This is a genomic window from Anoxybacillus sp. ST4, assembly GCF_019448545.1.
Lineage (GTDB): Bacteria > Bacillota > Bacilli > Bacillales > Anoxybacillaceae > Anoxybacillus > Anoxybacillus pushchinoensis.
This window is the reverse complement of the sequence record NZ_JAHZOE010000005.1, coordinates 140007-164585: the sequence shown is the minus strand read 5'-3', so window position 1 is coordinate 164585 and position 24579 is coordinate 140007. Positions and strand designations below refer to the sequence as shown.

23 protein-coding genes are annotated in these 24579 nt (G+C 44.5%); 12 read left to right on the top strand and 11 right to left on the bottom strand.

Annotated features, from left to right (window positions below):
- Positions 1-121 precede the first annotated feature (121 nt).
- Both K1I44_RS06125 and K1I44_RS06120 read right to left on the bottom strand, forming a co-directional pair.
- Positions 122-268 (bottom strand): hypothetical protein, encoded by a 147-nt coding sequence (locus tag K1I44_RS06125; protein WP_219985613.1) that lies wholly within the window; start codon positions 266-268, stop codon positions 122-124.
- 89 nt (positions 269-357) lie between these two features.
- Positions 358-948 (bottom strand): SCO family protein, encoded by a 591-nt coding sequence (locus K1I44_RS06120; protein ID WP_219985612.1) that lies wholly within the window; start codon positions 946-948, stop codon positions 358-360.
- 143 nt (positions 949-1091) lie between these two features.
- Between K1I44_RS06120 and K1I44_RS06115 the strand changes: the two genes are divergently transcribed.
- The 9 genes from K1I44_RS06115 to K1I44_RS06075 all read left to right on the top strand — a co-directional run bounded on the left by K1I44_RS06115 (position 1092) and on the right by K1I44_RS06075 (position 17030).
- On the top strand, positions 1092-2339 hold the full coding sequence (locus K1I44_RS06115; protein WP_219985611.1) for a M48 family metallopeptidase: 1248 nt from the start codon (positions 1092-1094) through the stop codon (positions 2337-2339).
- Between the two features lie 209 nt (positions 2340-2548).
- On the top strand, positions 2549-3835 hold the full coding sequence (aceA, locus tag K1I44_RS06110) for an isocitrate lyase (protein WP_219985610.1): 1287 nt from the start codon (positions 2549-2551) through the stop codon (positions 3833-3835).
- Between the two features lie 97 nt (positions 3836-3932).
- Positions 3933-4451: a competence protein ComK gene (locus K1I44_RS06105; protein WP_219985617.1), complete on the top strand. Its 519-nt coding sequence runs from the start codon at positions 3933-3935 to the stop codon at positions 4449-4451.
- Positions 4452-4517: 66 nt separating this feature from the next.
- A complete protein-coding gene (locus K1I44_RS06100) occupies positions 4518-5120 on the top strand; it encodes a TVP38/TMEM64 family protein (RefSeq protein WP_219985609.1) in 603 nt (200 codons plus the stop codon).
- A 15-nt stretch (positions 5121-5135) separates the two neighbouring features.
- Complete coding sequence (gene addB, locus K1I44_RS06095; protein ID WP_219985608.1) at positions 5136-8600, top strand: helicase-exonuclease AddAB subunit AddB; 3465 nt, start codon at positions 5136-5138, stop codon at positions 8598-8600.
- A gap of 4 nt (positions 8601-8604) precedes the next feature.
- On the top strand, positions 8605-12219 hold the full coding sequence (gene addA, locus K1I44_RS06090; protein WP_219985607.1) for a helicase-exonuclease AddAB subunit AddA: 3615 nt from the start codon (positions 8605-8607) through the stop codon (positions 12217-12219).
- Between the two features lies 1 nt (position 12220).
- Positions 12221-13384, top strand: coding sequence for an exonuclease SbcCD subunit D (locus K1I44_RS06085; protein ID WP_219985606.1), 1164 nt, complete (start codon positions 12221-12223; stop codon positions 13382-13384).
- On the top strand, positions 13381-16740 hold the full coding sequence (locus tag K1I44_RS06080; protein ID WP_219985605.1) for an AAA family ATPase: 3360 nt from the start codon (positions 13381-13383) through the stop codon (positions 16738-16740). Before K1I44_RS06085 ends, K1I44_RS06080 begins: the two co-directional genes overlap by 4 nt.
- An 11-nt stretch (positions 16741-16751) precedes the next feature.
- Positions 16752-17030 (top strand): HNH endonuclease, encoded by a 279-nt coding sequence (locus tag K1I44_RS06075; RefSeq protein ID WP_003395554.1) that lies wholly within the window; start codon positions 16752-16754, stop codon positions 17028-17030.
- On the opposite strand, the gene K1I44_RS06070 is transcribed toward K1I44_RS06075, so the two are convergent.
- From K1I44_RS06070 to K1I44_RS06040, 7 genes are all read right to left on the bottom strand, one after another.
- Positions 17027-17248 (bottom strand): spore germination protein, encoded by a 222-nt coding sequence (locus K1I44_RS06070; protein ID WP_003395552.1) that lies wholly within the window; start codon positions 17246-17248, stop codon positions 17027-17029. The two genes, K1I44_RS06075 and K1I44_RS06070, sit on opposite strands and share 4 nt — an antisense overlap.
- Complete coding sequence (locus K1I44_RS06065; RefSeq protein WP_003395550.1) at positions 17223-17621, bottom strand: spore germination protein GerPE; 399 nt, start codon at positions 17619-17621, stop codon at positions 17223-17225. The genes K1I44_RS06070 and K1I44_RS06065 overlap by 26 nt, the downstream gene beginning before the upstream one ends.
- Positions 17618-17815 (bottom strand): hypothetical protein, encoded by a 198-nt coding sequence (locus tag K1I44_RS06060; RefSeq protein WP_003395548.1) that lies wholly within the window; start codon positions 17813-17815, stop codon positions 17618-17620. The genes K1I44_RS06065 and K1I44_RS06060 overlap by 4 nt, the downstream gene beginning before the upstream one ends.
- Entirely contained in the window at positions 17812-18384 is a 573-nt protein-coding gene (gene gerPC, locus K1I44_RS06055) for a spore germination protein GerPC (protein WP_219985604.1), read from the bottom strand. Before gerPC ends, K1I44_RS06060 begins: the two co-directional genes overlap by 4 nt.
- A 72-nt stretch (positions 18385-18456) precedes the next feature.
- Positions 18457-18669: a spore germination protein GerPB gene (locus tag K1I44_RS06050; protein WP_006319008.1), complete on the bottom strand. Its 213-nt coding sequence runs from the start codon at positions 18667-18669 to the stop codon at positions 18457-18459.
- A 12-nt stretch (positions 18670-18681) separates the two neighbouring features.
- Positions 18682-18903 carry a spore germination protein gene (locus K1I44_RS06045; RefSeq protein WP_003395542.1) on the bottom strand — a complete coding sequence of 74 codons (222 nt, stop codon included), beginning with the start codon at positions 18901-18903 and terminating at the stop codon, positions 18682-18684.
- Between the two features lie 3 nt (positions 18904-18906).
- Positions 18907-19131: a spore germination protein gene (locus K1I44_RS06040; protein ID WP_003395540.1), complete on the bottom strand. Its 225-nt coding sequence runs from the start codon at positions 19129-19131 to the stop codon at positions 18907-18909.
- Between the two features lie 139 nt (positions 19132-19270).
- On the opposite strand from K1I44_RS06040, the gene K1I44_RS06035 reads away from it, so the two are divergent.
- Both K1I44_RS06035 and K1I44_RS06030 read left to right on the top strand, forming a co-directional pair.
- Positions 19271-20863, top strand: a complete 1593-nt coding sequence (locus tag K1I44_RS06035) for a long-chain-fatty-acid--CoA ligase (protein ID WP_219985603.1) — start codon at positions 19271-19273, stop codon at positions 20861-20863.
- Between the two features lie 71 nt (positions 20864-20934).
- Positions 20935-22044, top strand: coding sequence for a DUF418 domain-containing protein (locus tag K1I44_RS06030; RefSeq protein ID WP_219985602.1), 1110 nt, complete (start codon positions 20935-20937; stop codon positions 22042-22044).
- Positions 22045-22049: 5 nt separating this feature from the next.
- Here the strand turns inward: K1I44_RS06030 and K1I44_RS06025 are convergent, their stop codons facing one another.
- Entirely contained in the window at positions 22050-22229 is a 180-nt protein-coding gene (locus K1I44_RS06025; protein ID WP_219985616.1) for an aspartyl-phosphate phosphatase Spo0E family protein, read from the bottom strand.
- A 183-nt stretch (positions 22230-22412) separates the two neighbouring features.
- On the opposite strand from K1I44_RS06025, the gene K1I44_RS06020 reads away from it, so the two are divergent.
- Positions 22413-23276, top strand: a complete 864-nt coding sequence (locus tag K1I44_RS06020) for a fumarylacetoacetate hydrolase family protein (protein ID WP_003395532.1) — start codon at positions 22413-22415, stop codon at positions 23274-23276.
- 22 nt (positions 23277-23298) lie between these two features.
- On the opposite strand, the gene K1I44_RS06015 is transcribed toward K1I44_RS06020, so the two are convergent.
- Positions 23299-24489 (bottom strand): ornithine--oxo-acid transaminase, encoded by a 1191-nt coding sequence (locus K1I44_RS06015; RefSeq protein ID WP_003395530.1) that lies wholly within the window; start codon positions 24487-24489, stop codon positions 23299-23301.
- Positions 24490-24579 lie beyond the last annotated feature (90 nt).

The following is a 24579-nucleotide window of genomic DNA, read 5'->3' as shown; positions in this document are numbered from 1 at the left end:
AGGGAAAACGCACATACCTACAGGATGAGAGCAAGTAAAAGCGCTTACATATAACGATTTTATAAAACCATATATAACCAAAAAAATCGGTCGAGAAAAAAATCTCCCACAAAGTCTTGACTCAAACATATTTTTCTGTTAGTTGTTTTTCCACTGATAAGGTTTGATACAATAAAAGAGAAACAATACTAATGGTAACTACTGCTACAATCGATGAAAGTAAAAAGGCTGTCCTAAAAATTAAGCTACGGTCTTTCCATTTTTTCATGTATGTTCTCTCCTCTCCTCGCATAGTTCTATCGTCCTACCTTTATCATATTAATGTATTCCATAGTGGTCAGACAAGAGAAAAAGAGGCTACTTCGCCTCCTTTACAATTTCTTTATACACTTTCTCTTTATCAAACCCTTTTTCGCCCATGCCGAATGTGGCGATGACGCGGTTGTTTTCGTCTAAAAAGTAGGTGAGTGTCGTATGGATCAGCATGCCGTTTCCCGGATCGCGGTATAAGAAGTCGAAAGCGTCGGCCACTTTTTTCGTATCTTCTTCGCTACCTCTCAAAAAAATCCATCCTTCGTTATCGCTTTCCACTCCGAACATGTTCGCATACGTTTGCATCACTTGTTGTGTGTCGCGTGTTGGATCAATGGTGATCGTAATAAATTCAACTTTGTCTTTAAACAAACCGTCTTTTTCCAACCGTTCTTTTAACTGTTTCATTTGAAATGACGTGCTTGGACAAATGTCTGGACAGTTTGTGTACACGAACTCTAATAGGCGCACTTTCGGTTCCATGTTACGAAATGAATACGGTTTTCCCCATGCCGTTTCCATCGTCACGTCTTTTGGAAACTCCATTTGATCTTGGCGGTAGTAAGAAAAATAAAATATACCAATACCAATACAAATCGCAAGTAAGCTAAAAAAGCCGATGTATAGTTTTTTCAACGTATATCCCTCCCACTTTCATCATACATAATCAACGTGCCAATGAGGAGAACGGGACGTGACAATTATTTGAATTTTTTCGTTGTTCTAAATGGCGAATGAGAAACTAAACTAGTAGTAACGATGGACAAGGGGGAAGGAAAATGAGAAAAATTGCTTTTTGGACGTTGTTTTTGTATGCGATATATGCGCTGTTTTTCGCATTTTACTTATTTCAATGGACAGACTCATCCATTCCAGCACAATACAAAGGAACGAGCGCAGATCCGGCAACGTTTTTAACGAAAAAAGAGCTGATGCTCGCCGAACAGTTTTCCGAAGTAAAAAACTTTTTATTCTTTTTATCTATTCCGTATGAATGGGTCATTTATATATTTGTGCTGCTGTTTGGCTTATCGGCACGATTTCAACAATGGGCGGAAGCGACGACGAAACGACGATTTATGCAAACGGCCATTTACGTATTTTGGATATCGCTTCTTGTACAAGTCGTCACGTTTCCGCTTAGCTATATAAGCTATTACGTGGCGAAAATGTATCACATTTCTACACAAACGTTTTCAAGTTGGATGCGTGATGAGATCATTGATTTTTGGGTAAATTACGCAATCATGGTTGTCATCGTTTACGTGTTATATATGCTTATGAAAAAATTTGAAAAACGATGGTGGGTGTACGCATGGCTTTGTTCAATTCCGTTTACGCTTTTTTTAACGTTTATTCAACCTGTGTTTATCGATCCGCTTTATAACGATTTTTATCCTTTAAAAAACAAACAGTTAGAAGCAAAAATTTTAGCGTTAGCAGAAAAGGCTAACATCCCTGCGGAACACGTATTTGAAGTAAATATGTCGGAAAAAACGAACGCCCTAAACGCATATGTGACAGGTATCGGAGGCAACTCACGTATCGTGTTGTGGGATACGACGCTTGAACGGTTAAGAGAAGATGAAATTTTATTTATTATGGCGCATGAAATGGCTCACTACGTCATGAAACATATTTACTGGGGGATAGGACTATATATTGCCGTTGCATTGATCGGGCTGTTTTTAACGAATCGATGGATGAAGAGGGCAGTTGAACGGTTTGGCACACTTTTCCGAATAAAAAAATGGAACGACCTTTCTTCTTTACCGGTTTTTTTACTTCTTATTTCGCTATTAAGTTTTGCAGTGAGCCCTGCGATGAATGCGATTTCCCGCTATGAAGAACATGCGGCAGACAAATATGCGATTGAGTTGACGAAAAATAAAGAGGCCGCCATTTCGACGTTTCAAGAACTGACGCGATCAAGTTTAAGTCAAGTGCATCCTCCGTATGTCGTCAAACTATTTCGTTACAGCCATCCAACGATTTTAGAACGAATTATTTTTTTAGAACAGCAGTAAACATATTTTTTTGAAAAAAATTCATAAAAATACTTTCTTTTCTGAAAATTGTGTTATATAATAAAGACGTCAAAAAGAAAATGTGTATTATAACAAAAGGGGTGAAACAAATCATAGCTCGTACATAGAGAAAAGAGCATCACAATGATTTGGGGGTCTTTTGTACGGAAACAGAGGGGTTACAATAAAAAATTAAGGGGGAGAAGGAAATGGCAACATTCGAAGAACGTGTAAAACAATTAGAAGAAAGTTGGCAATTAGATGAACGGTGGAAAGGAATTACGCGCCCATATAGCGCAGCAGATGTCATTAAATTGCGCGGTTCGCTTGACATCGAGTATACGTTAGCTCGTCGTGGGGCAGAAAAACTCTGGCACTTATTAAATACGGAAGACTACGTTCATGCGCTCGGAGCATTAACAGGAAACCAAGCGGTACAACAAGCGAAAGCTGGCTTAAAAGCCATTTATTTAAGCGGTTGGCAAGTCGCAGCCGACGCGAACTTGGCAGGTCATATGTATCCTGACCAAAGCTTATATCCAGCAAACAGCGTGCCGCATGTTGTGAAGCGCATTAACCAAGCGCTGCAACGTGCTGACCAAATTCAATACGTCGAAGGAAAAGAAGATATTGACTATTTCTTGCCGATCGTTGCTGATGCGGAAGCAGGATTTGGCGGACAGTTGAACGTCTTTGAACTAATGAAAGCAATGATTGAGGCAGGAGCGGCCGGTGTACACTTTGAAGACCAATTGTCTTCGGAGAAAAAGTGCGGTCACTTAGGTGGAAAAGTGTTGCTTCCGACACAAACAGCGATTCGCAACTTAATTGCGGCGCGGCTTGCGGCAGACGTCATGGGTGTGCCGACAGTATTAATTGCGCGCACTGACGCGAACGCAGCTGATTTAATTACGAGCGACATTGATCCACGCGACCGAGAGTTCATTACAGGCGAGCGCACGCCAGAAGGTTTCTTCCGTACGCGTGCGGGCTTAGATCAAGCGATTGCGCGCGGATTGGCGTATGCGCCATATGCGGACTTAATTTGGTGCGAAACGAGCGAACCGAACTTAGAAGAAGCGCGTCGTTTTGCGGAAGCGATTCATGAAAAGTTCCCAGGCAAATTGCTCGCGTACAACTGCTCGCCTTCATTTAACTGGAAGAAAAAGTTGGATGACGAAACGATCGCCAACTTCCAAGTGGAACTCGGAAAAATGGGCTACAAATTCCAGTTCGTTACATTGGCAGGCTTCCACGCCCTCAACTACAGCATGTTTATGTTAGCGCACGGCTATCGCGATCGTGGTATGGCCGCTTACTCTGAATTGCAACAAGCAGAGTTCGAAGCGGAAAAATACGGATACACAGCAACGCGCCATCAGCGCGAAGTTGGGACAGGTTACTTTGATGAAGTATCGCTTGTGATTACAGGCGGTGAAGCATCGACCGTTGCGTTAAAAGGTTCAACAGAAGAAGAACAATTTACAGGTGCGTAAAAAACAATCCCTCGCAATAAGCGGGGGATTTTTTATGAATTTTTCGTATAATTATGGTATAATATTGTCGAAATGTGTATATAAGGGAGGGAGCATGATGCTCATCGTTGAGCATCTACATATTACACGTTATACGATGGCGCTTTTTCCGTTCTTTTATGACGAACACATATGGACGAAAGTTTTTGAAGAAGATGGAGAAATCATCGTGAAAAAAAGCCCGATCGAAATTATGGAACAAAGTTGTTTATATTACGGAGCAAGTTTAAAAGGAAGAAGGGAAGGAACGAAACATATGATCGGCATTTCTCATAAAGCGCCGATTGCAGTCGAACCAGCGAACGAAATTTTCTTTTTTCCAACAATCTCCCCAAACGATCCTCAATGTATATGGCTTTCACATTTGCATATCCGTCATCATGAACATATTCAACTAGGAAAAACGCGCGTGATTTTTTCAAACGGTATGGACATAACATTATGTATTTCACACCATTCGTTTGTCAATCAATTGCATCGAACAGCTCAGTTGCGCACAAAAATCAATGAGAGAATTGAAGCGCGTGAACGAAAAATGATGTATTTATTATATTTGCGGGAAAAGGAGTTGTCGTGATAGTTTTCTCTCGTCCTCTAAACTTGTACAATATAAACATCACCACGTGTTAAAAGGGGTTGCGGTATGAGTTTAGAGGAACTAAAACAATGGTTCACGGTTGAACGTATGCTTCATATGTTAGCGGAATATCGTTCATTTGGCGTCATTCCTGGCGCATTGTTGCCGATGGCAGAAGCGTTTTTGCCATTTTTGCCTCTCTTTGTCTTTGTCATGGCAAATGCTGCGGCATTTGGGCTTTGGAAAGGGTTTCTTATTTCATGGATTGGAACGAGCGCTGGCTCGCTGCTTGTCTTTTTTCTCGTGCGAAAACTTGGGAGACAGCGATTTTTCGCTTTTTTACATCGCCACCCGACGATTCGCCGCATGATGCATTGGATCGAGCGTCGTGGATTCGGCCCTCTCTTTTTATTGCTTTGCTTCCCGTTTACGCCATCTGCGGCGGTCAATGTCGTTGCAGGGTTATCGGGAATTAGCATGCAACAATATATGCTTGCCGTATTATTTGGAAAAATGGTGATGGTGTTTATGATTAGCTTTATCGGCTATGACGTGGTGGCGCTCGCCCGTCAGCCGCTGCGCACCGTTTTCGTCGCTGTTGCTATTTTTCTTCTTTGGTACATTGGAAAAAAAGTTGAACAACGCCTTGCGTTGCACGATGGAAAATAAGAAAGGATGAACGATATGGCTGTACGCTTCATCATCGGGCGCTCGGGGAGCGGAAAAACGACGATATGTTTAAAAGAAATGATCGATCAGCTAGTACATGAACCAGATGGCGACCCGATCATTTACATTGTTCCTGAACAAATGACGTTCCAGTCGGAATACACGTTAATGAATGCGAACGTTAAAGGGATGATTCGCGCTCAAGTGCTCAGTTTCACTCGTCTTGCTTGGCGCGTCTTGCAAGAAACAGGCGGCATGAGCCGCCATCATTTAACGCAAACAGGCGTACATATGTTGCTAAGGAAAATTGTAGAACAACAAAAAGAACAGCTGACGTTATTTAAAAAGGCAGCAGATAAACGCGGCTTCATTGACCAGCTTGAACAGATGTTAACCGAATATAAACGATACTGCGTGACGCCAGAGGCATTAAAACAGACGGAACAACAGTTGCGCCGACATGCGACAGGTAACGAAGCTGTGCTCGCTGACAAACTTAAAGATACGGCGCTAATTTTTGAACAATTTGAACAACATATGGCGCATCATTACGTTGATTCTGAAGATTACTTGCGCTTGCTTGCTGAAAAAATTCGCCACTCTTCTTATATGAAGCGAGCGCGCATTTATATTGATGGTTTTTATGAATTTACGCCGCAAGAATATATGGTGCTTGAACAGCTATTCATTCATTGTTCCCATGTGACGGTTGCCCTTACGTTAGACGCTCCGTATGAGGAGCTGCCAAACGATTTGCACGTATTTCGCAGCACGTGGCGAACGTACGCTCAATTGCGTGAAATGGCGCTACAAAACGGGGTGGCGATTGAACGGGTGGATCAGTTGCATGAAAATGTCCGCCATCGCCATGAAGAGCTTCGTCATCTCGAAGCATGTTATGACGCGCGTCCGATTTGTAGGTGGGAAAAACAAACGGAAGCGATCGTCATTGGCGAAGCGACAAACCGTCGAGCAGAAATGGAAGGAATTGCTCGTGAAATCATTCGTCTTGTGCGTGATGAAGGATATCGTTATCGCGATATCGCTTTAGTTATTCGAAACGTCGCCGATTATCGCGATGTGCTTCAAACGGTGTTTACTGATTATCGCATTCCGTATTTTATTGATGAAAAAGAATGGATGGTTCATCATCCGTTTATGGAATGGTTGCGTGCAAGTGTAGAGGCAGTTCGAACAAATTTTCGTTACGAAGCGGTTTTTCGCGCTGTGAAAACGGATTTGTTTTTCGACCTTCAAGATGATGTCCACACGATGCGCATGGCGATGGATCAGCTTGAAAACTATGTGCTCGCTTCCGGTATTCAAGGGGAAAAATGGGCAGAACATTGGACGTATCGACGGTATAAAGGAATTGAAGGGATACAAACGCCGCAAACGGACGAAGAAAAACGATATGAGCAACAGCTAAACGAATGGCGTAAGGTAGTCATTTCTCCACTATTGTCGCTACAAAAGCGGTTAAAACAAGCAAAAACAGGGCGGGAGCGATGCGAAGCGCTATACGTATACGCTGAGCAGCTTCATATTCCACAAAAGTTAGAACGGTTGCGCGATGAAGCGGAAGCGCGCGGGGATTTGTCGCTTGCTCGTCATCATGAGCAAGTATGGCAAGCGTTTATTGATTTGCTCGATCAATATGTTGACATATTAGGCGATGAAAAACTGTCGCTTGACACGTTTGTAACCATCATCGAAACCGGATTAGAAAGCTTACAGTTTTCCCTTGTGCCTCCGGCAACCGATCAAGTGCTAGTCGCCCATTTTGACCGTTCGCGTCTCTCGAATATTCGCTGTACGTTTCTTGTCGGCGTCAACGAAGGAGTCATTCCGATGCGTAAAAACGATGATGGCATGTTGTCGGAAATGGATCGTGAGCTGTTGCATCATTATTCGTTGCGCGTTGCCCCAACGAGTCGCGATCGGTTGCTTGATGAGCCGTTTTTGCTTTATTTAGCGCTCGTTAGCCCATCTGAGCGACTATATGTGACGTATGCTTTGTGTGACGAACAAGAGAAAACGTTGCTTCCGTCCATGTTTATTAAACGGTTAATAGAAATGTTTCCGCACGTGCAAAAAAGGCAGTGGGGAGCGGATCCGTTTTTCCTTTCAGCCGACGAACAGTTGATGTATGTGACGAACGACATCGCAACGCTCGGTCCGCTCATGCAGCAGCTTGAAGCATGGAAGAGACAGTATGCGATCACACCGATCTGGTGGGACGTGTACAATGCGTATGTCAATCATGAGCAATGGAAACATCGTTTAGCCGTTGTCGTGCCGTCGCTCTTTTATGAAAATCGTGCCAAACCGTTAAATAAACAGCTGGCAAAAGCGTTGTATGGACAAAAAGTGAAAGCGAGCATTTCGCGCATGGAGACGTTTAATCGGTGCCCGTTCGCTCATTTTGTTGCGCACGGACTAAAGTTGAAAGAGCGAAATGTTTTCCAATTAAAAGCGCCTGATATGGGGCAACTATTTCATGAAGCGTTGAAAGTTATTGCTGATCGTCTCCGAAAAGAACAATTATCATGGAGTGAATTATCGAAACAGCAATGTGAACAAATGTCGTATGAAGCGGTTGAACAAATTGCCCCGTCCATTCAACAAGAAGTGTTGTTAAGCACCCATCGCTATCGCTATATGAAGAAAAAATTGCAAGCGATTATGGCGAAAGCGACGACTGTATTGAGCGAACATGCAAAAAGGAGCGGATTTGTACCGATTGGCGTTGAATTGGCGTTCGGTGAAGGGGGAGTGCTTCCGCCGCTTTCGTTTACGCTATCAGACGGAACGGTGTTGCAGTTTGTCGGACGCATTGATCGCATCGACCAAGCGACGAGCGAGCAACGTGTGCTCCTTCGCATTATCGACTATAAGTCAAAACAAAAAACGCTCGATTTAACGGAAGTGTATTACGGATTATCGCTACAAATGTTAGCATACTTAGATATCGTGCTTGAATATGCTCATCAGCTCGTTGGTACGTCAGCGTTTCCAGCTGGTGTGCTGTACTTTCCGATTCATAACCCGACGATGAAAGTAAATGAATGGCTTGAGGAACATGAGCTAGAGAAGAAGTTTTTAGAGCAATTTAAAATGGGTGGCTACGTTTTAGCGGATGAGCAAGCCGTTCGGCTTATGGATGAAACAGTGGAAGAAGGAAAGAGCTCGCTCATCATTCCTGTTCGCTTGAACAAAAACGGCACGTTTGCCCAACATTCAAAAGTGTTAACGGAGCAACAGTTTACGATGTTAAGACAGCACGTGCGCCGCTTGATCGTTGACGTGGGGGAACAGATGATACAAGGGGTGACGCATATTGCGCCGTATAAACAAAAAGATAAAACAGCATGCCAATATTGTGAGTTTCGCGACGTATGTCAATTTGATGACGGAGTCGATGCAGAACAATATCGCGTGTTAACACCGAAACATATCGATGAATGGTTAAAGGAGTGATTATGTGATTCCGCCAAAACGCCCAGAAAGTCAATGGACGGACGAACAATGGCAAGCGATTTATGCAACTGGCCAACATACGCTCGTTGCCGCCGCAGCAGGATCAGGAAAAACAGCGGTGCTTGTCGAGCGCATCATCCAAAAAATATTGCATAAAGATCGGCCGATCGATGTTGATCGCTTGCTTGTTGTGACGTTTACGAATGCGGCGGCAGCCGAAATGCGTCAGCGCATTGGGGAAGCGTTAGAGAAGGCGCTTGAAAACGAACCGCATTCCCTCCATTTGCGAAGACAGCTAAGCTTATTGCAAAAAGCAGCCATTTCAACTATTCATTCGTTTTGTTTAGATGTCATTCGAAAATATTGTTACATCATTGGCATCGATCCCGTGTTTCGCATTGCAGATGAGGGGGAAATGGCGCTATTAAAAGAAGAAGTGTTAGAAACATTATTTGAACAATATTATGCAGAAAATGACGAAGCATTTTTAGCTGTTGTCGATCGATATACGAGCGATCGAACAGACGCTGATTTACAGACGCTTATTTTACGATTATATGAATTTTCACGTTCGCATCCGAACCCGGACGAATGGCTGCAACAAATCGTTCATATGTACGATGTGAAAGAGGAAACGAATATTGAACATTTACCGTATATCCATTATTTGTTCGAAGCGATCGATTTGACGTTTGAAGAAGCGGAAGGAAAACTGGGGCAAGCGTTACAAAAAACGAAAGAGGCAGGCGGACCTGATTATTTGCACGATACGCTCGTTAGCGACCAACAAGTCATTGCTAAGTTAAAAGAAGCGCGTCATAAGTCGTGGAAAAAGCTACATGAAACGTTGAAAGGCGTATCATGGGCGAGGGCAGCATCAAAACCGCGAGGCGGAGCATACGACGAACAGCTTGTTGATGATGTAAAAAAGCTGCGCGATCAAGTAAAAAAAGAAATAACAAGTTTAAAAGAAGAGTTGTTTTCGTTCCAACCGGCGACATATGTCCGTCATTTACGTGAAATGAAGCCGATTGTCACAACGATCGTTCAAATGGTGCAACGATTTGCAGAGCAATTGCAAGCGAAAAAAGATGAAAAAGGCATCGTTGACTTTTCAGATTTAGAACATTACTGTTTGCGTATTTTACGCGACCATTCCGAATCGGAGCTTAAGCCGTCGGAAGCGGCTCTGTCGTATCGCGCTCAATTTGCCGAAGTGCTCGTTGACGAATATCAAGATACAAACATGGTACAAGAGTCGATTTTACAGCTCGTTTGTCATGATGACAACATGTTTATGGTCGGTGACGTGAAGCAGTCCATTTACGGCTTTCGCCTTGCCGAACCGTCGCTCTTTTTACAAAAATACGATCGGTTTACGAAAGATGGTGAAGGTGGACTTCGCATTGATTTAGCGAAAAACTTCCGCAGTCGAAAAGAAATATTGGACGGAACGAACTTTATTTTTCGACAACTGATGACGGAAAAGGTTGGCGAGATGCGGTATGACGATGATGCCGCGCTTCGTTTTGGCGCGCGCGATTATCCGGAAAAGCAAATGCCTGTCGAATGTGTATGGATCAACAAAGCGAAAGAGGAAAGCGACGAAGAAGAACAAGAAGATGTAACAGCAGCTCAATTTGAAGCGCGTTGGATAGCAAAAAAAATAAAGGAGCTGCTTGATGAGCCGTTTTTCATTTATGACCGGCGTTTAAAAAGAGAGCGCCGCCTTATGTACCGCGACATCGTCATTTTATGTCGCTCGATGTCTTCCGCTTCAGCGATGTTAGAAGAATTTCGAAAACAACACATTCCTGTCTATGCGGAGCTGTCGACAGGCTACTTTTCAGCGACGGAAGTGGCGATGATGTTGTCGCTTTTAAAAGTGATTGATAATCCGTATCAAGACATTCCGCTTGCGGCAGTGTTGCGCTCTCCAATGGTTGGCTTAAGCGAAAACGATTTAGCGCGCATTCGGCTAGCGAAAAAGGACGGAGCTTTTTATGAGGCGTTGCTCGCTTTTGTAGAGCAGTCAACCGGCGATGATCTTGATAAAAAAGTGCGACGTTGGTTAGAGCAATTGTTTCAATGGCGTACGGCAGCAAGACAAAAGCCGCTTGCCGATTTCATTTGGCAATTGTATCGAGAAACGAACTTTTACGATTACGTCGGCGGGATGCCTGGAGGCAAACAGCGGCAGGCGAACTTGCGCGCATTATACGATCGTGCGAAACAGTACGAACAAACGTCGTTTCGTGGTATTTTCCGCTTTTTACGTTTTATTGAGCGTTTGAAAGAGCGTGAAGATGATTTCGGGGCTGCTCGTTCGCTGACAGAGCAAGAAGATGTTGTGCGCATGATGACGGTTCATAAAAGTAAAGGGCTTGAGTTTCCCGTCGTCTTTTTAGCAGGTGCCGCAAAGCCGTTTAATATGCAAGATTTGCGAGGCGATTATATATTAGATAAAGATCTCGGGTTAGGCATGCGCTTCGTTCACCCGACATGGCGCGTCAGCTATCCGACGATTGCACAATTGGCGATGAAGAAAAAAATGAAACTTCAGTTGCTTGCGGAAGAAATGCGTATTTTATACGTTGCGATGACGCGCGCGAAAGAAAAATTGTATATCGTATGTACGACAAAAAATATCGACGAAGAAAAGAAAAAATGGCAAGAAGTCGCTTACGTACCGACGTGGGAATTGCCAGCTTATATCGTTGCGAAAGCAAAAAGCTATGCCGATTGGATCGGTTATGCGCTCAGCCGTCATCCCCAAGGCATATGTTCATCCGCGACGGTACTTGACGATCCATCGTTATGGAACATTCATGTTGTGCCTGCACATTCCATCGAGCAAGAAAGCGATCAAGTGATCGAGCATCGTAACATCGTCGAAGCGATCCGGCAACTGCAGCCTGTTATGATTGCGAGCGAGTATAAGGAAGAAGTAAACCGACGCCTTTCCTGGACGTATGCGTATGAACAAGCAACGGTGCTGCGGGCAAAACAAAGCGTGTCCGAGTTGAAGCGTCAGCGCGACATATACGGGGGACATGCGGAACAGCCATTTCGTAAAGAAATCGTTGACCGACCGCGCTTTTTACAAGCGAAAGCGATGACGCCAGCGGAGCGAGGGACGATGATGCACCTTGTCATGCAACATGTTGATGTCACAAAAGAAGTGACGGTTGATACGGTGCGGGAGCAAATCGCGCGCATGGTAAACGGTGAATGGTTAACGGAAGAACAGGCAACGGTTATTGATGTAGAAAGCATCGTCGCTTTTTTCCACACTCCGATTGGTAAACGAATGCAACGTGCGACTCGGCTTGAACGAGAAGTGCCGTTTTATTTTGCGCACGAGGTAGAGGGGGAAATCGTTGTCGTTCAAGGGGTCATTGACTGCATATTTGAAGATGAACACGGCCTCGTTTTAATTGACTACAAAACAGATCGCGTGTCGTGGATGCATGATCCGCAAGAGCAATTAAAACGGAGATATAAAGGACAATTAGCTTTATACCGTGAAGCGATTGAAGCGATTTGGAAAAAGAAAGTAACCGAAACGTACGTGTACGCTTTTGATGGGGCGCTACTTGTACCGATGGAGGGGGATTGATGTGCGCATTTTGCATACAGCTGATTGGCATTTAGGGAAAACACTTGAAGGGCGAAGCCGCCTTCACGAGCAAGCAGAGGTCATTGATGAGATCGTCGAAATGGTAGAAAAAGAAAAAATCGATGTCGTATTGCTTGCTGGGGATGCATTTGATACGGTTAACCCGCCTGCTGATGCAGAAACTCTTTTTTATGACGCACTTTCGCGCTTAAGCGATTACGGACGTCGTCAAGTGGTCGTTATCGCAGGAAACCATGACCATCCGGGACGTTTAAGCGCCGCTGCGCCGATTGCGAAGCGGCATGCGATTACGTTGCTAGGCTTTCCGACGGATCAAGTGCAACAAATACATGTTCCGTCGTGCGATGAAACGTTAATGATCGGGGCGCTTCCGTATCCGTCAGAGTCGCGGCTAAATGAATTGTTAGCAGAAGAATGTGATGAAACGTTGTTGCGTGCACGATATGATGAACGTATTCGCGCTATTTTTTCGAAAATGAACGAATCGTTTCGTGACGATGCGGTAAACATTGCGATGAGCCATTTATATGTGGCAGGAGGGGCAACATGCGACTCCGAGCGTCCGATTGAACTTGGTGGGGCGTATACGGTGTCGCCAGTGAGTTTCCCTCAGCGAGCACAATATGTGGCGCTCGGTCATTTACATCGTCCGCAAGATGTGAAGCACGCGACGATGCCTGCACGTTATTCCGGTTCGCCGCTCGCTTATAGTTTTTCAGAAGCGGGATATAGTAAATCGGTTACGATCGTTGACGTTCATCCACGCTGTGCGCCGAATGTTCGTGAGTGCTTTTTGTCAAAAGGTCGTCCGCTCGTGAAATGGAAAGCGACAGAAGGCTTGGCGCAAGTGTATCGTTGGATGGAAGAAGGTCGCGATCATACCGCGTGGATTGACTTAGAAATTGATGTTGAGCAGTCGTTAACATTAGAGGACATTCACCAGCTGCGCAAATTGTGTGATCGGTTTGTCCACATTCGTCCGAATTATACAAAGAAACAAGAAGTCGTGCGTGAAATGCGCACCGATGTGCCGATTGACGTATTGTTTACGCGCTTTTATGAACGGCAAACAGGCGGGGGGAAGCCGTCTGATGAACTCGTTCAATTATTTTTGCAGCTCGTTGCCGAGGAGGATGAACGATGAAGCCGATTCGTTTAACGATTGCCGGATTGCATAGCTTTCGACAAAAAGAAACGATTGATTTTGAACGGCTATGTGAAGGCGGATTGTTTGGCATTTTTGGTCCGACTGGAAGCGGAAAGTCATCTATTTTAGATGCAATGACGCTCGCTTTATATGGAAATGTAGAACGAGCGGCTAACCAAACGAATGGAATTATGAACCATGCAGAACATGAGCTGTTCGTTTCGTTTACGTTCGAACTGCAAAATAAAGAAGGGATCAAACGATACACGGTTGAACGCTCGTTTAAGCGTGCAGATGCGCTGCGCATTCGTTCTGTTGTAAGCCGCCTCATTGAAGAAAGAACAGAGCGCATCGTTATCGCAGATAAAGCGAGGCTTGTGGATGAGCAAGTAAAGCAGCTGCTCGGTTTGGAAATGAAAGATTTCACAAGAGCTGTCGTGTTGCCGCAAGGGAAATTTGCAGAATTTTTATCGCTTAAAGGTTCGGAACGGCGTCAAATGTTGCAACGGTTATTCCATCTTGAACGATACGGGGACGAATTAAATAAAAAGTTGAAACATAAGTTAGCTGAAGCGTCAGCGAAGCTAGAAGCGATAAAAGGGGAACAAGCAGGGCTTGGCGATGCGTCAAAAGAGCAAGTAGAAAAGCAAAAACAGGCGTTGGCAGAACGAAAAGCGGCACTTGAGCAGGCGCAGCGAGCATGGCGCGACATGCATGAACGATACGAAAAAGAAAAGCAACAATGGCAATGGCAACGGGAAAAAGAAAACGTTGAACAGCAGCTATTGAAGTGGCGCGAACAAGAAGAAAAGATAAAACAGCTAGAACAAATGTACGAACGAAGCAAAGAAGCAGAGCGGCTTATGCCGTACATTGAACAAGTTCAACGAGGCGAAAAGGAAGTTCATTTTTGGAAGGAAAAAGAACATGAACTTGCTGTTCAACTGCAAAACGTGAGTGCGATGTATGAACGAGCAAGTAAACAGTATGAACAATTGCGCGCGAAAAAAAATGAAGATGAGCCGAAGTGGCTACAAAAACAAGAGCAGCTCAAGCAAGCGCTACAAACATTTGCGCGCATGCGGACGCTCGAACAAGAACAGGCGAACCGGCGCGCTAGTTTGCTAGAAATGGAGCAACGAGAACAGCAAGCGCGTGAAATGGTTGAAACATGCATGAAAGAGTATACGACGTGGAGCGTGAAACAAGCGGAGTTAAAACAGCAGCTGGAAGAAAAAAAAGTAGACGTACATGTAAAAGAAAAGCTCGAACGGGCGTGCGAAACAAAAAAGCATATACAATTGCAATGGCAAGCGCTCGAAGAAATGAAAAAGGAAATAGACGAGAAGCAGAAAACATACGAAGCGCTCAGGCGAGCATATGACGAAGAAAAGAAGCGCACACAACAGCACGAAGCTCATTTGACAACTCACTTCCGCCATGTCGAATCGCTATATGATCGCGTATGTGAACGAGAAAAGGAAGCGATCGCGCTCGTCTACAAATGGAAGGAAGAAAAAAAAGAAAGCGAAGCGGCACGTTTATATGATCTCGCTGCGACGTTAGCGGAACGTTTGCAAGATGGACACCCTTGCCCTGTTTGCGGCTCTATCCATCATCCGAAGCGGGCAAAGCGCAAACATGTAGCGCCTGATGAAGAAGCGCTTGAGCAAATCGAACGTTCGATTCAAACGGGCGAACAGCTCGTTATTGCTATACGGCAAGTCAAAATGCAAGTCGAGCAACTTGCTGAACTGATGGCGCGTCAGCCGTTGCCGCCGCGCGCCGATGTCGAAAAGGTGAAGCGAGAAGTTGAAGAAACACCGCTTTCTTCTTTGAAAGATATTGAGGTAGAAGCAAAAGCGTTACAACAAGATTATATAGCTTGCCGCGATCGTATGTATCGCTACATCGAGCAATGGAACGAACAAAAGAAAAAAGAACAGCAATACGCGTATCAAATCGAAACGATTCGGCAACAAATCGTTGAACAGACGGACAAGTATACAGAGCGACAAACGCGCCTAGAAGAAGAAAAAAAGATATGGCACGAAACATATCCAGACGTGTCGTTTGAACAAGTAGATGCGATGCTTCACGAGCTTCGTGAGCGCGAGCGCGAGGCGCAACATTTACAGCAGCGCATTGAAAAAAGCGTTACGGTGTTAGACGACAAACGCGCTGAACTCGAGCGATGGAAAGAGGCGCATCAAACGATTGCGAAGCAGAAGGCGGAACGAATGGCGGAGTGGAATATGCAACAACAACAATACGAACAATATAAGCAAACGCTCCCGGAAGGAATGAATGAAGCGGACGTACAACAACAGCTCATTCATATTGAACAGGCCATTCGACAGCTAAAACAAGAAGAAGAAGAGGCGTACGCTCGCTGGACGTCATTGCAACAACAACTGCAAACGTTACAGGCAGAAAAACAAGCAGCAACGGTCGCTTTGCAAGAAGGAGAGAAGCGGAGACAAGAAGCTGCGCGCACGTTCGCTGAACAATTGCAAGCAAGCCCATGGAAATCGATTGACGAAGTGCTTGCTTCCCGTTTAGAAGAACAAACGAAACAACAAATAGCTCACCAAATACAACAATATAAAGATGTCGTGACGAAGTTAAACAACGAATGGCAACGATTAAACGAAGCGCTCGCTGGCGTCACGATGACCGAGCAGCAATGGGAAGAAACGGTGCGTCAGTACGAAGAGATGAAGCGACAAGTAGATGAACATATGCGTCAGCTCGGTTCGCTCGAAGCGATTGTCGCTGATTTAGAAGCGAAGCATGTCCGCTTTGAACAATTGCAGCGAGAGCGCATGCAAGTGGAGAAGCTCGTCAATCAATATGAAGAGCTACAAAGAGTGTTGCGCGGCAATAGCTTTGTCGAATTTATCGCGGAAGAGCAGCTTGCTCATGTGACGCGCTATGCGTCGGAGCGGCTTGGGGAGCTGACGAGACAGCGCTATGCCATTGAATTAGATTCGGAAGGCGGTTTTGTCATTCGTGACGATGCAAACGGTGGTGTACGTCGTCCTGTCACGACGTTATCTGGAGGGGAGACGTTTTTAACGTCATTATCGTTGGCGTTAGCGCTATCGGCGCAAATTCAATTGCGCGGAGAATATCCGCTTCAATTTTTCTTCTTAGATGAAGGGTTTGGTACGCTTGACCAAGAGTTGTTAGATGTTGTTATGACGGCGCTCGAACGTTTACGGGCAGAAAATATGGCCATTGGCGTCATTAGCCACGTGCAAGAACTGCATGCGCGCATGCCGAAACGTCTAATTGTAAAACCGGCAGAACCGTCCGGAAAAGGGACGACCGTTCAGCTTGAACTCATGTAAAGGAGAAGGACATGAAAGGAATGTGCGAGCTTTGCGAAAGAGATGACGTCGTGTTAACCGTTCATCATCTCATACCGAGAGAGTATGGTGGCACGAAAACGGCAAAGTTATGCATCCCGTGCCATAAACAAATTCACGCGATATATACGAACGAGGAATTAGCGAGCCGCTTATATACGATTGAACGTCTACAACATGATGAACAAATCGCATCGTTTATACGGTGGATTCGAAAGCAGCCGGCTGAACGGCTTCCAAAAATAAAAAAGGCGAAGCATCGAAAGCGTTAAGCGTTGCCGACAATGTTTTGATCGAACGCATCGCAATCGAGCGTATTTGTTAAGCTAATGCCGTTGTTGGCGATAATAAAGTTTCCAGTATTAAATGCTCCGGATCCGCCGAACGTTTTAGATGAAACTTTCGGTGAAACGTACAGCGTATCGCCAACTTGCATAACTGCGCCGCTGGCGACGAGGTTAATTTTAATTGGACCGACGAGCGCTGGCATCTCGTCCCCTCCTTTCTGAAAGTTGGCGAATATGTTTCACTCGTGAATCTCCCTCCACTTTTCTTGTTGAGCCGATGTGCACGACAGAAGTGGAAGATACCCCGATGATGCGGATAGAATGGACGGCGATGACGGGGCAATCGTGCAATGTACGACGATACAAAGGCTCTTGATCGACAGGTGGAAGCGGAATTCGTTTTGTGTATATTGGAAAGATGAGCGGGAATTCGCTGCTGTCGACATATTCAAATTGCCGTTGAACCGCAAGCGCTCTCGCTGAAAGATGAATTTCTTGACTGTCTCCAATTTGCACGACCGAGCTGAAGGAGACGGCGTTTGCTCTCAACAAGTGGACGATGGAAAGGCGACTCATCGCTTTTCCTCATTTTTTTTATCGTTTTGTTTTTGCGGAAACGGTCCGATAATTAACGATTCTGGCGGTGTGTCAAACGCAGAAGCTAATTGAATGGCTTCGCTATCGCCAATGAGTACGAGCGAGGCGCTCGCCACTCCCCCGATCGCAATATGGCCGACAGAAAGGTGATGATTGACAACTGTCATATTCATTCGTTCGTCTCCTCCCGTGGTAAATGTTTTAAAAATGTTTCAATCGAATATTCAATGTCGCGCTTTAAGTAAGCGATGAATTGTTCTTCGCTTCGCTCTTGTTCGTTATATTGTTGTAAATAAAAATGAATGCGATCATCGATTTGACGTTCAATGTCTTGCAAAATAAATTGGCGGTATGTTGGATCGAGCGAACGGTTATACGTTTGTTCCATACGGGCGATAATATTTTCGCCTTCTTCTTGTAAATAAGCATGAACAGCTGCCTGAATGTTGCGGAAAATGGGTGTCGGTTGCGGAATGATCGTTGTGCTCTTTGGAACGGCAAAATCTTCAATTGTATCTTCATTGAATGTCGCAGGATTTAGCCCGATATTTAACGTTCCCTCTAACGTTTCCACTTTTAGCTGGTCAAAATGATATTCGATTTTTTCTATTGTTGTGCGCGGCTTTTTTTTTAATTCATCATATTGTTGTTGTAAATGATATACCGCTTTTTCGAGCGATTGCATTTTTTGTTGCTGCCATTTTAAGTACGCTTCTAGCTGTTTAAAGTAGTCTTGCCACATGTGTTTCGCCTCCTTCTTTGCCCACCTTGTTATTTATTAATGTATGGTCGGGCAAAAAGAAGTAGCACTGTTTTATACAGGAGATTGAAGGGGAACAAATGGCCCTTCTTCCCCTTGAATGTTTATTTTTGCTTCAGGGGCTGGTTGTGTAAATTGTCCGGTGTTGCTCAACGTGGCGAGCGGTTGTACTTTTCCAGTCGTTCCGATTTGCAGGACAGACGAGTTCGTCAGTGAGCCGATTTTTAATTGGTGAATGGAAATCGTCTGTTGAATGTAAAAGTTCATCGTTTCACCTCGCTAGGCGTTTCCGATAATATTTCCGTCCGAAATATCACGGTCATTTGTATTTGTATGGCTATATTGGTTATAAATGCGCAAGCCATCTCCAGTATTGAACGAGCCAGCTCCAGCAAATGTTTTCGCAACGCTATACGGGGAAATCGCAAATACATCGCCGATATGAAAAACACCGCCGCTTCCGATGCTGTTAATTTGAACCGCTCCAACGATTGCGGGCATCGGCTATCCCTTGCTTTTTACGTTGCTGTCAGATACATCTGGGTCGATGCTGTTCGTGAAGCTAACAAATGTGTTTGTTTGTAAAAAGTCCCCTGTATTTCCACCGCCAGCGCCCGAAAAAGACTTCGATGCGCTCTTTGGAGCAATTTGCAACGTATCACCGAAATTCACTGTCCCTTCGCTGCTGACGTTTGTAATTTTAATTGGTCCTGCGATATACGAAGGCATGCTCATCGTCCTTTCCTTCATTCTTTTCCTTGTTTAAATCATATGAAGAGAGAAAAAGAAATGTGCTCCACAAAAAGAAAGATGTGTTATAATATTTCTGAAAAATAATAATTTTTAGACATAATAAGGGGGAGTGGGGATGAACGTACCGTTGTTATTAACTCATTTTTTAGATCGCGCCGTCTCACTTTACGGAGAAAAAATTGGCGTCATTAGCGAAGGGAGATCGTTTACATATCGCGAACTAAGCGAGCGCGTGAATCAGTTATCGCACGGGTTGAGCGATTTAGGAATAAAAAAGGGCGACCGTGTCGCATATTTAGCACCAAACACATTAGAAATGCTTGAAGGATTTTATGGTGTGTTTCAAACAGGGGCTGTGATGGTACCGCTGAACATTCGCCTAAAGCCAGATGATTACGTATTTATTTTAAATCATAGCGAGAGTAAAGTATTGTTTGTTGATTATGAACTGTACCATTTAATCGCGCCAGTAAAAGAGCAATTGCAAACGATTGAGCATATCATCGTGCACGGCAAAACGGACGACATTTATGAAATCGCTTACGATGCATGGCTTGCGCAATATTCGTCGTCACCGTTTGAACGTCCAGACATCGATGAAAACGACGTATGTAGTTTGTTATATACGAGCGGAACGACAGGAAATCCAAAAGGAGTCATGCTGACACATCGCAACAACTATTTGCATGCGTTAAGCACGATGCATCATTTGCGCGTATCGGACCGCGATGTGTATTTGCACATTTTGCCGATGTTTCACGTAAACGGTTGGGGGGCGCCATTTTATTATACAGCGAACGGGGCGACGCACATTTGTTTGCGTAAAGCGCTTCCTGAAGTCATTTTTCAGTATGTGAATCAATACAAAGTGACCGTTATGCATATGGCGCCAACTGTGCTCAACTCATTATTGCAATATTATGAGCAGCACGTGCCGACGATTGAACATAATGTACGTGTCGTTATCGCAGGCTCCGCGCCGCCACCAGCATTTGTGACTCGCGTGGAGAAAGAGTTAGGCTGGGAGTTTATTCAAGTGTATGGGATGACAGAATCGTCACCGCTAAGTACCGTTTCTACCGTTCGTTCTCATTTGCAACATTTGCCGCTTAGCGATCAATATCGCATGAAAGCAAAAGCAGGATATGCGATGATCGGTTGTGAAGTGAAAGTCGTCAATGAGCATGGAGAAGAAGTACCGCGCGATGGCAAAACGATTGGGGAAGTAATTGTGCGCAGCAACGGCGTGATGGCGGGATATTGGAAAAATCATGAGGCGACGATGGAGACGATTCGCAATGGATGGTTGCATACGGGCGATATGGCGACGGTCGACGCATATGGAAATATCGATATCGTTGATCGAAAAAAAGATATTATTATTAGCGGTGGGGAAAATATTTCATCCATTGAAGTTGAAGGGGTGTTGTACGAGCATCCTGCTGTGTTAGAGGCAGCAGTAATCGCAGTTCCGCATGAAAAGTGGGGCGAAACACCGCATGCCTTCGTTGTCGTCAGACCGGGAAAAGAGGTGACGGAACAAGAACTCATCGCTTTCTCGCGCGAAAAGCTTGCCCATTTTAAAGCAATTACAGGTGTAACATTCGTTCAAGAGTTGCCAAAAACGGCATCAGGAAAAATCCAAAAAGTACATTTACGTAACGAATATTGGCAATCGCTTGGCAAGACGGGACGATACGTCAATTAATAGGAAAGAGCCGCTGTCAATTGACAGTCGGCTTTTTTTCTTTTACGCTGAAATGGAAAAGGAGGGAGATTATGCGTATTTCGACGATTGATGCGGTGCGCGGTTTTGCGTTGTTTGGCATTTTGCTTGTGAACATTCTTGATTTTTCGCTTCCGACGATGTATGTCGACGCGTCGATGTTTGCGAAAGATACGCTTGATCGCTTGTTGCTTGCATGCGTTGATTTGTTTGCTCAAGCAAGTTTTTATCCGCTTTTTTCGATGCTGTTTGGCTGGGGAGCGTTTATGATGCTTGACAAAGGTGGGGAGCAGTTTCGATTGATTTTTTTGCGGCGGCTGCTTGCATTGTTGCTTTTTGGATGTGTACATGCATTTTTCATTTGGCATGGCGATATTTTAATTGGCTATGCGGTCGTTGGCTTTTTCCTTTTTTTATTTGTGCGAGCGAGCGCAAAAACGTTGCGTCGTTGGGCGCTTTCCCTTTGGATTGGATGGGCAGGCGGGTCAACCGTTCTTATGTGGCTGATGTGGAAAGTAAGCGGCGATGTCGATTTTTCAGAGCCGGCGCTAGCAAAGCAAGCGATCGCAAATTATCAACAAGGCACGTGGGAACAAGTTTTTATGCAACGGGCAGCTGATTGGCTATACGTCAATTCTTTTACACAAGCATTTATTTTTATTTTAACGATTTTGCCGTTTTTTTTGTTCGGAGCGTATATCGCGAAAGAAAAATGGTTTTATGACGTAAAAACGCATCGTGCAACGATACAAAAGTGGTGCATCGGCTCATTGCTCGTTGGCATCGTTTTTAAATCATTGCCGTATGTACAAAAAAATATTGTAACCGAGTATGCTCAAGATATGATTGGAGGTCCTGCGCTCGCTTTGTTTTATTTGACTGCGTTTTCGTTTGTAGCAACGAATATCGTTCATTTTTTTGCACCTGTTGGCAAAATGGCGCTTACGAACTATCTCACTCAATCGCTCATTTGTACGTTTATTTTTTATTCTTACGGCTTCGGCTTATATGGAAAAGTAACGCCGAAACAAGCACTTGCTGTTGCTGTCGCCGTGTATGTCGTTCAAATGTGTTGGAGTCATTGGTGGTTTAAAAAACATACGATCGGACCGTTGGAGCGCATTTGGCGATGGATGACGTATGGAAAAAAGAAAACGACATGAACGGATCATGTCGCACAAGGCTTGTCCTCTTTTTCGTTATGGAAAAGCACGGCTTCTTTTAAATGTTTGTTTAACAATTCGTCGAGCTCTTGGCTGCATTGGATCGTTTCTTTCGCAGAAAAACCGTACATTTGCGCCAATTCAATTAATTGTCGTCTTTTCTTTTCGATGAGGGAAAGAGACATAAGATTCACCAACATTTTTCATTTTCGTCAACAGCATGTAAACAGCTGTATGTATAAACTATTATACATATTCTGAAGAAAAAGGAAATAGTATAATGTGCTGAAAAATATTTTTTTACACAGGAGTTGACACATGAAAGAGAGAAAATAATGATGTTCGATCATATGGAAGGGGATGAGGACATGAAATTTGTTACAGCGTATGCGGGATCTGATGTGTTTGTTGGAGTTGTACATGAAAACGTGATCGTCCATTTATCGAGGGCAGATGAAACGATACCGAATACGATGATCGAATGTGTAGAACTTGGTGAATCGTTTATTGAAAAAGTGGAACGTGTGCTTCAAAACGTGCATCCGGAGTGGACGTATGCGCTTTGCGACGTACAGCTTCTTGCTCCGATTCCGCGTCCGACGAAAAATATTTTTTGTATCGGGAAAAATTATGCGGATCATGCGCAAGAAATGGGAAGTGAGGCTGATCGGGAAAATATGATCGTATTTTCAAAAGCGCCAACGGCGGTCATCGGGCATGAGGCAGACATTTTACGCCATGCGGATGTGACCGATCAGCTCGATTATGAAGGAGAGCTTGCGATTGTTATTGGGAAAAAAGGGAAAGCGATCCCGAAAGAACAGGCGCTCCATTATGTGTTTGGTTATACAATTATAAACGATGTAACAGCGCGCGATTTACAAGAAAGACATAAACAATATTTGCTCGGCAAAAGTTTAGATACATCATGTCCGATGGGACCTTGGATCGTTCATCGTTCCGCTATTTCGGATGCGCATGCGTTACATATCGAAACGAAAGTCAATGGTGAAGTGAGACAATCGGCAACGACGGCACAATTTATTTTTGACATTCCGACGATAATCGCAACATTGTCGAAAGGGATGACGTTAGAGCCGGGCGACATTATTGCGACAGGAACGCCAGCGGGCGTTGGGAAAGGGATGACGCCTCCGCGCTTTTTACAGTCGGGTGATGTGATTGAAATAACGATTGAACAAATTGGAACGTTGCGCAATCGGGTAAAGTAAAAAGCTGGGATACCCCAGCTTTTTACTGTTCAAACACTTTTTTTACTTTTTCGATTGCCCAGTCGAGCTCTTCTTTCGTAATGACGAGCGGTGGTGCGAAACGAATGACTGTATCGTGCGTTTCTTTACATAATAGTCCTTCTTGTTGTAGTTTTTCGCAGTACGGACGGGCAGGTACGTGCAGTTCGACGCCGATGAACAATCCTCGTCCACGCACTTCTTTAATGTCAGGATGATTGATTTCGCGTAGTTTTTCTTGGAAATATTGTCCGAGTTCGAATGAGCGTTCTGGCAATTTTTCTTCTACAATTACATCTAGTGCAGCGATCGATACTGCGCAAGCAAGCGGGTTACCGCCGAATGTTGATCCGTGCGATCCCGGATTAAATACGCCAAGAATGTCTCGGTTTGCCGCAACGCACGAAATTGGGAATACACCGCCACCGAGCGCTTTGCCGAGAATGTACATATCTGGTTCGACGTCTTCCCAATCGCACGCAAACATTTTACCAGATCGACCAAGCCCTGATTGAATTTCGTCGGCGATATATAACACGTTATGTTGTTTACATACGTCATATGCGGCTTTCAAAAATCCTTCTGGTGGAATGTTAATGCCGGCTTCCCCTTGAATCGGTTCAAAAATAAAAGCGGCAGTATGCGGTGTGATCGCTTGTTTGAGCGCTTCGACATCTCCAAACGGAATGACCTTAATGCCCGGAAGCATTGGACCGAATCCGCGTTTATATTCTGGATTGGATGACATCGATACAGCTGTCATCGTCCGTCCGTGAAAGTTATCTTCACAAACGATAATTTCCGCTTGATCTGCTGGAACGCCTTTTACGTCATACGCCCAGCGGCGCGCCGCTTTCACTGCTGTTTCTACCGCTTCGGCACCTGTGTTCATCGGCAAAACCATTTCTTTTTTCGTTAGCTTTGCGACTTTTTCATACCACGGACCGAGCTGATCGTTATGGAACGCTCGGGAAGTTAACGTAATTTTATTCGCTTGATCAATAAGCGCCTGCACGATGCGCGGATGGCGATGACCTTGGTTGACCGCTGAGTAAGCGCTTAACATATCCATATAACGATTGCCTTCTGGATCTTCTACCCATACTCCTTCGCCTTTAGATAAGACGACTGGAAGTGGATGATAGTTGTTTGCCCCGTATTTTTCTGTTAGCTCGATGATTTGTGTTGTTTTCAAGTTGATCCCTCCTATTTGGATGCTCACATATATAACATACTTGAAGTGAATATAGAAAGTAAATAGAAAAGGTGAGCGTTTTCTTTTTCA

Excerpts from the sequence above, each read along its gene's own strand:
- K1I44_RS06070 (WP_003395552.1), bottom strand. The coding sequence starts at position 17,248 with ATGCCAGCGCTCGTCGGTCCAATTAAAATTAACCTCGTCGCCAGCGGC.
- aceA (WP_219985610.1), top strand. The coding sequence starts at position 2,549 with ATGGCAACATTCGAAGAACGTGTAAAACAATTAGAAGAAAGTTGGCAA.
- addB (WP_219985608.1), top strand. The coding sequence starts at position 5,136 with ATGGCTGTACGCTTCATCATCGGGCGCTCGGGGAGCGGAAAAACGACG.
- K1I44_RS06025 (WP_219985616.1), bottom strand. The coding sequence starts at position 22,229 with ATGTCTCTTTCCCTCATCGAAAAGAAAAGACGACAATTAATTGAATTG.
- K1I44_RS06020 (WP_003395532.1), top strand. The coding sequence starts at position 22,413 with ATGAAATTTGTTACAGCGTATGCGGGATCTGATGTGTTTGTTGGAGTT.
- K1I44_RS06030 (WP_219985602.1), top strand. The coding sequence starts at position 20,935 with ATGCGTATTTCGACGATTGATGCGGTGCGCGGTTTTGCGTTGTTTGGC.
- K1I44_RS06105 (WP_219985617.1), top strand. The coding sequence starts at position 3,933 with ATGCTCATCGTTGAGCATCTACATATTACACGTTATACGATGGCGCTT.
- K1I44_RS06065 (WP_003395550.1), bottom strand. The coding sequence starts at position 17,621 with ATGAGTCGCCTTTCCATCGTCCACTTGTTGAGAGCAAACGCCGTCTCC.
- K1I44_RS06060 (WP_003395548.1), bottom strand. The coding sequence starts at position 17,815 with ATGAATATGACAGTTGTCAATCATCACCTTTCTGTCGGCCATATTGCG.
- K1I44_RS06045 (WP_003395542.1), bottom strand. The coding sequence starts at position 18,903 with ATGCCCGCAATCGTTGGAGCGGTTCAAATTAACAGCATCGGAAGCGGC.
- K1I44_RS06115 (WP_219985611.1), top strand. The coding sequence starts at position 1,092 with ATGAGAAAAATTGCTTTTTGGACGTTGTTTTTGTATGCGATATATGCG.
- K1I44_RS06080 (WP_219985605.1), top strand. The coding sequence starts at position 13,381 with ATGAAGCCGATTCGTTTAACGATTGCCGGATTGCATAGCTTTCGACAA.
- K1I44_RS06100 (WP_219985609.1), top strand. The coding sequence starts at position 4,518 with ATGAGTTTAGAGGAACTAAAACAATGGTTCACGGTTGAACGTATGCTT.
- K1I44_RS06125 (WP_219985613.1), bottom strand. The coding sequence starts at position 268 with ATGAAAAAATGGAAAGACCGTAGCTTAATTTTTAGGACAGCCTTTTTA.
- K1I44_RS06050 (WP_006319008.1), bottom strand. The coding sequence starts at position 18,669 with ATGAACTTTTACATTCAACAGACGATTTCCATTCACCAATTAAAAATC.
- gerPC (WP_219985604.1), bottom strand. The coding sequence starts at position 18,384 with ATGTGGCAAGACTACTTTAAACAGCTAGAAGCGTACTTAAAATGGCAG.
- K1I44_RS06035 (WP_219985603.1), top strand. The coding sequence starts at position 19,271 with ATGAACGTACCGTTGTTATTAACTCATTTTTTAGATCGCGCCGTCTCA.
- K1I44_RS06040 (WP_003395540.1), bottom strand. The coding sequence starts at position 19,131 with ATGCCTTCGTATATCGCAGGACCAATTAAAATTACAAACGTCAGCAGC.
- K1I44_RS06075 (WP_003395554.1), top strand. The coding sequence starts at position 16,752 with ATGAAAGGAATGTGCGAGCTTTGCGAAAGAGATGACGTCGTGTTAACC.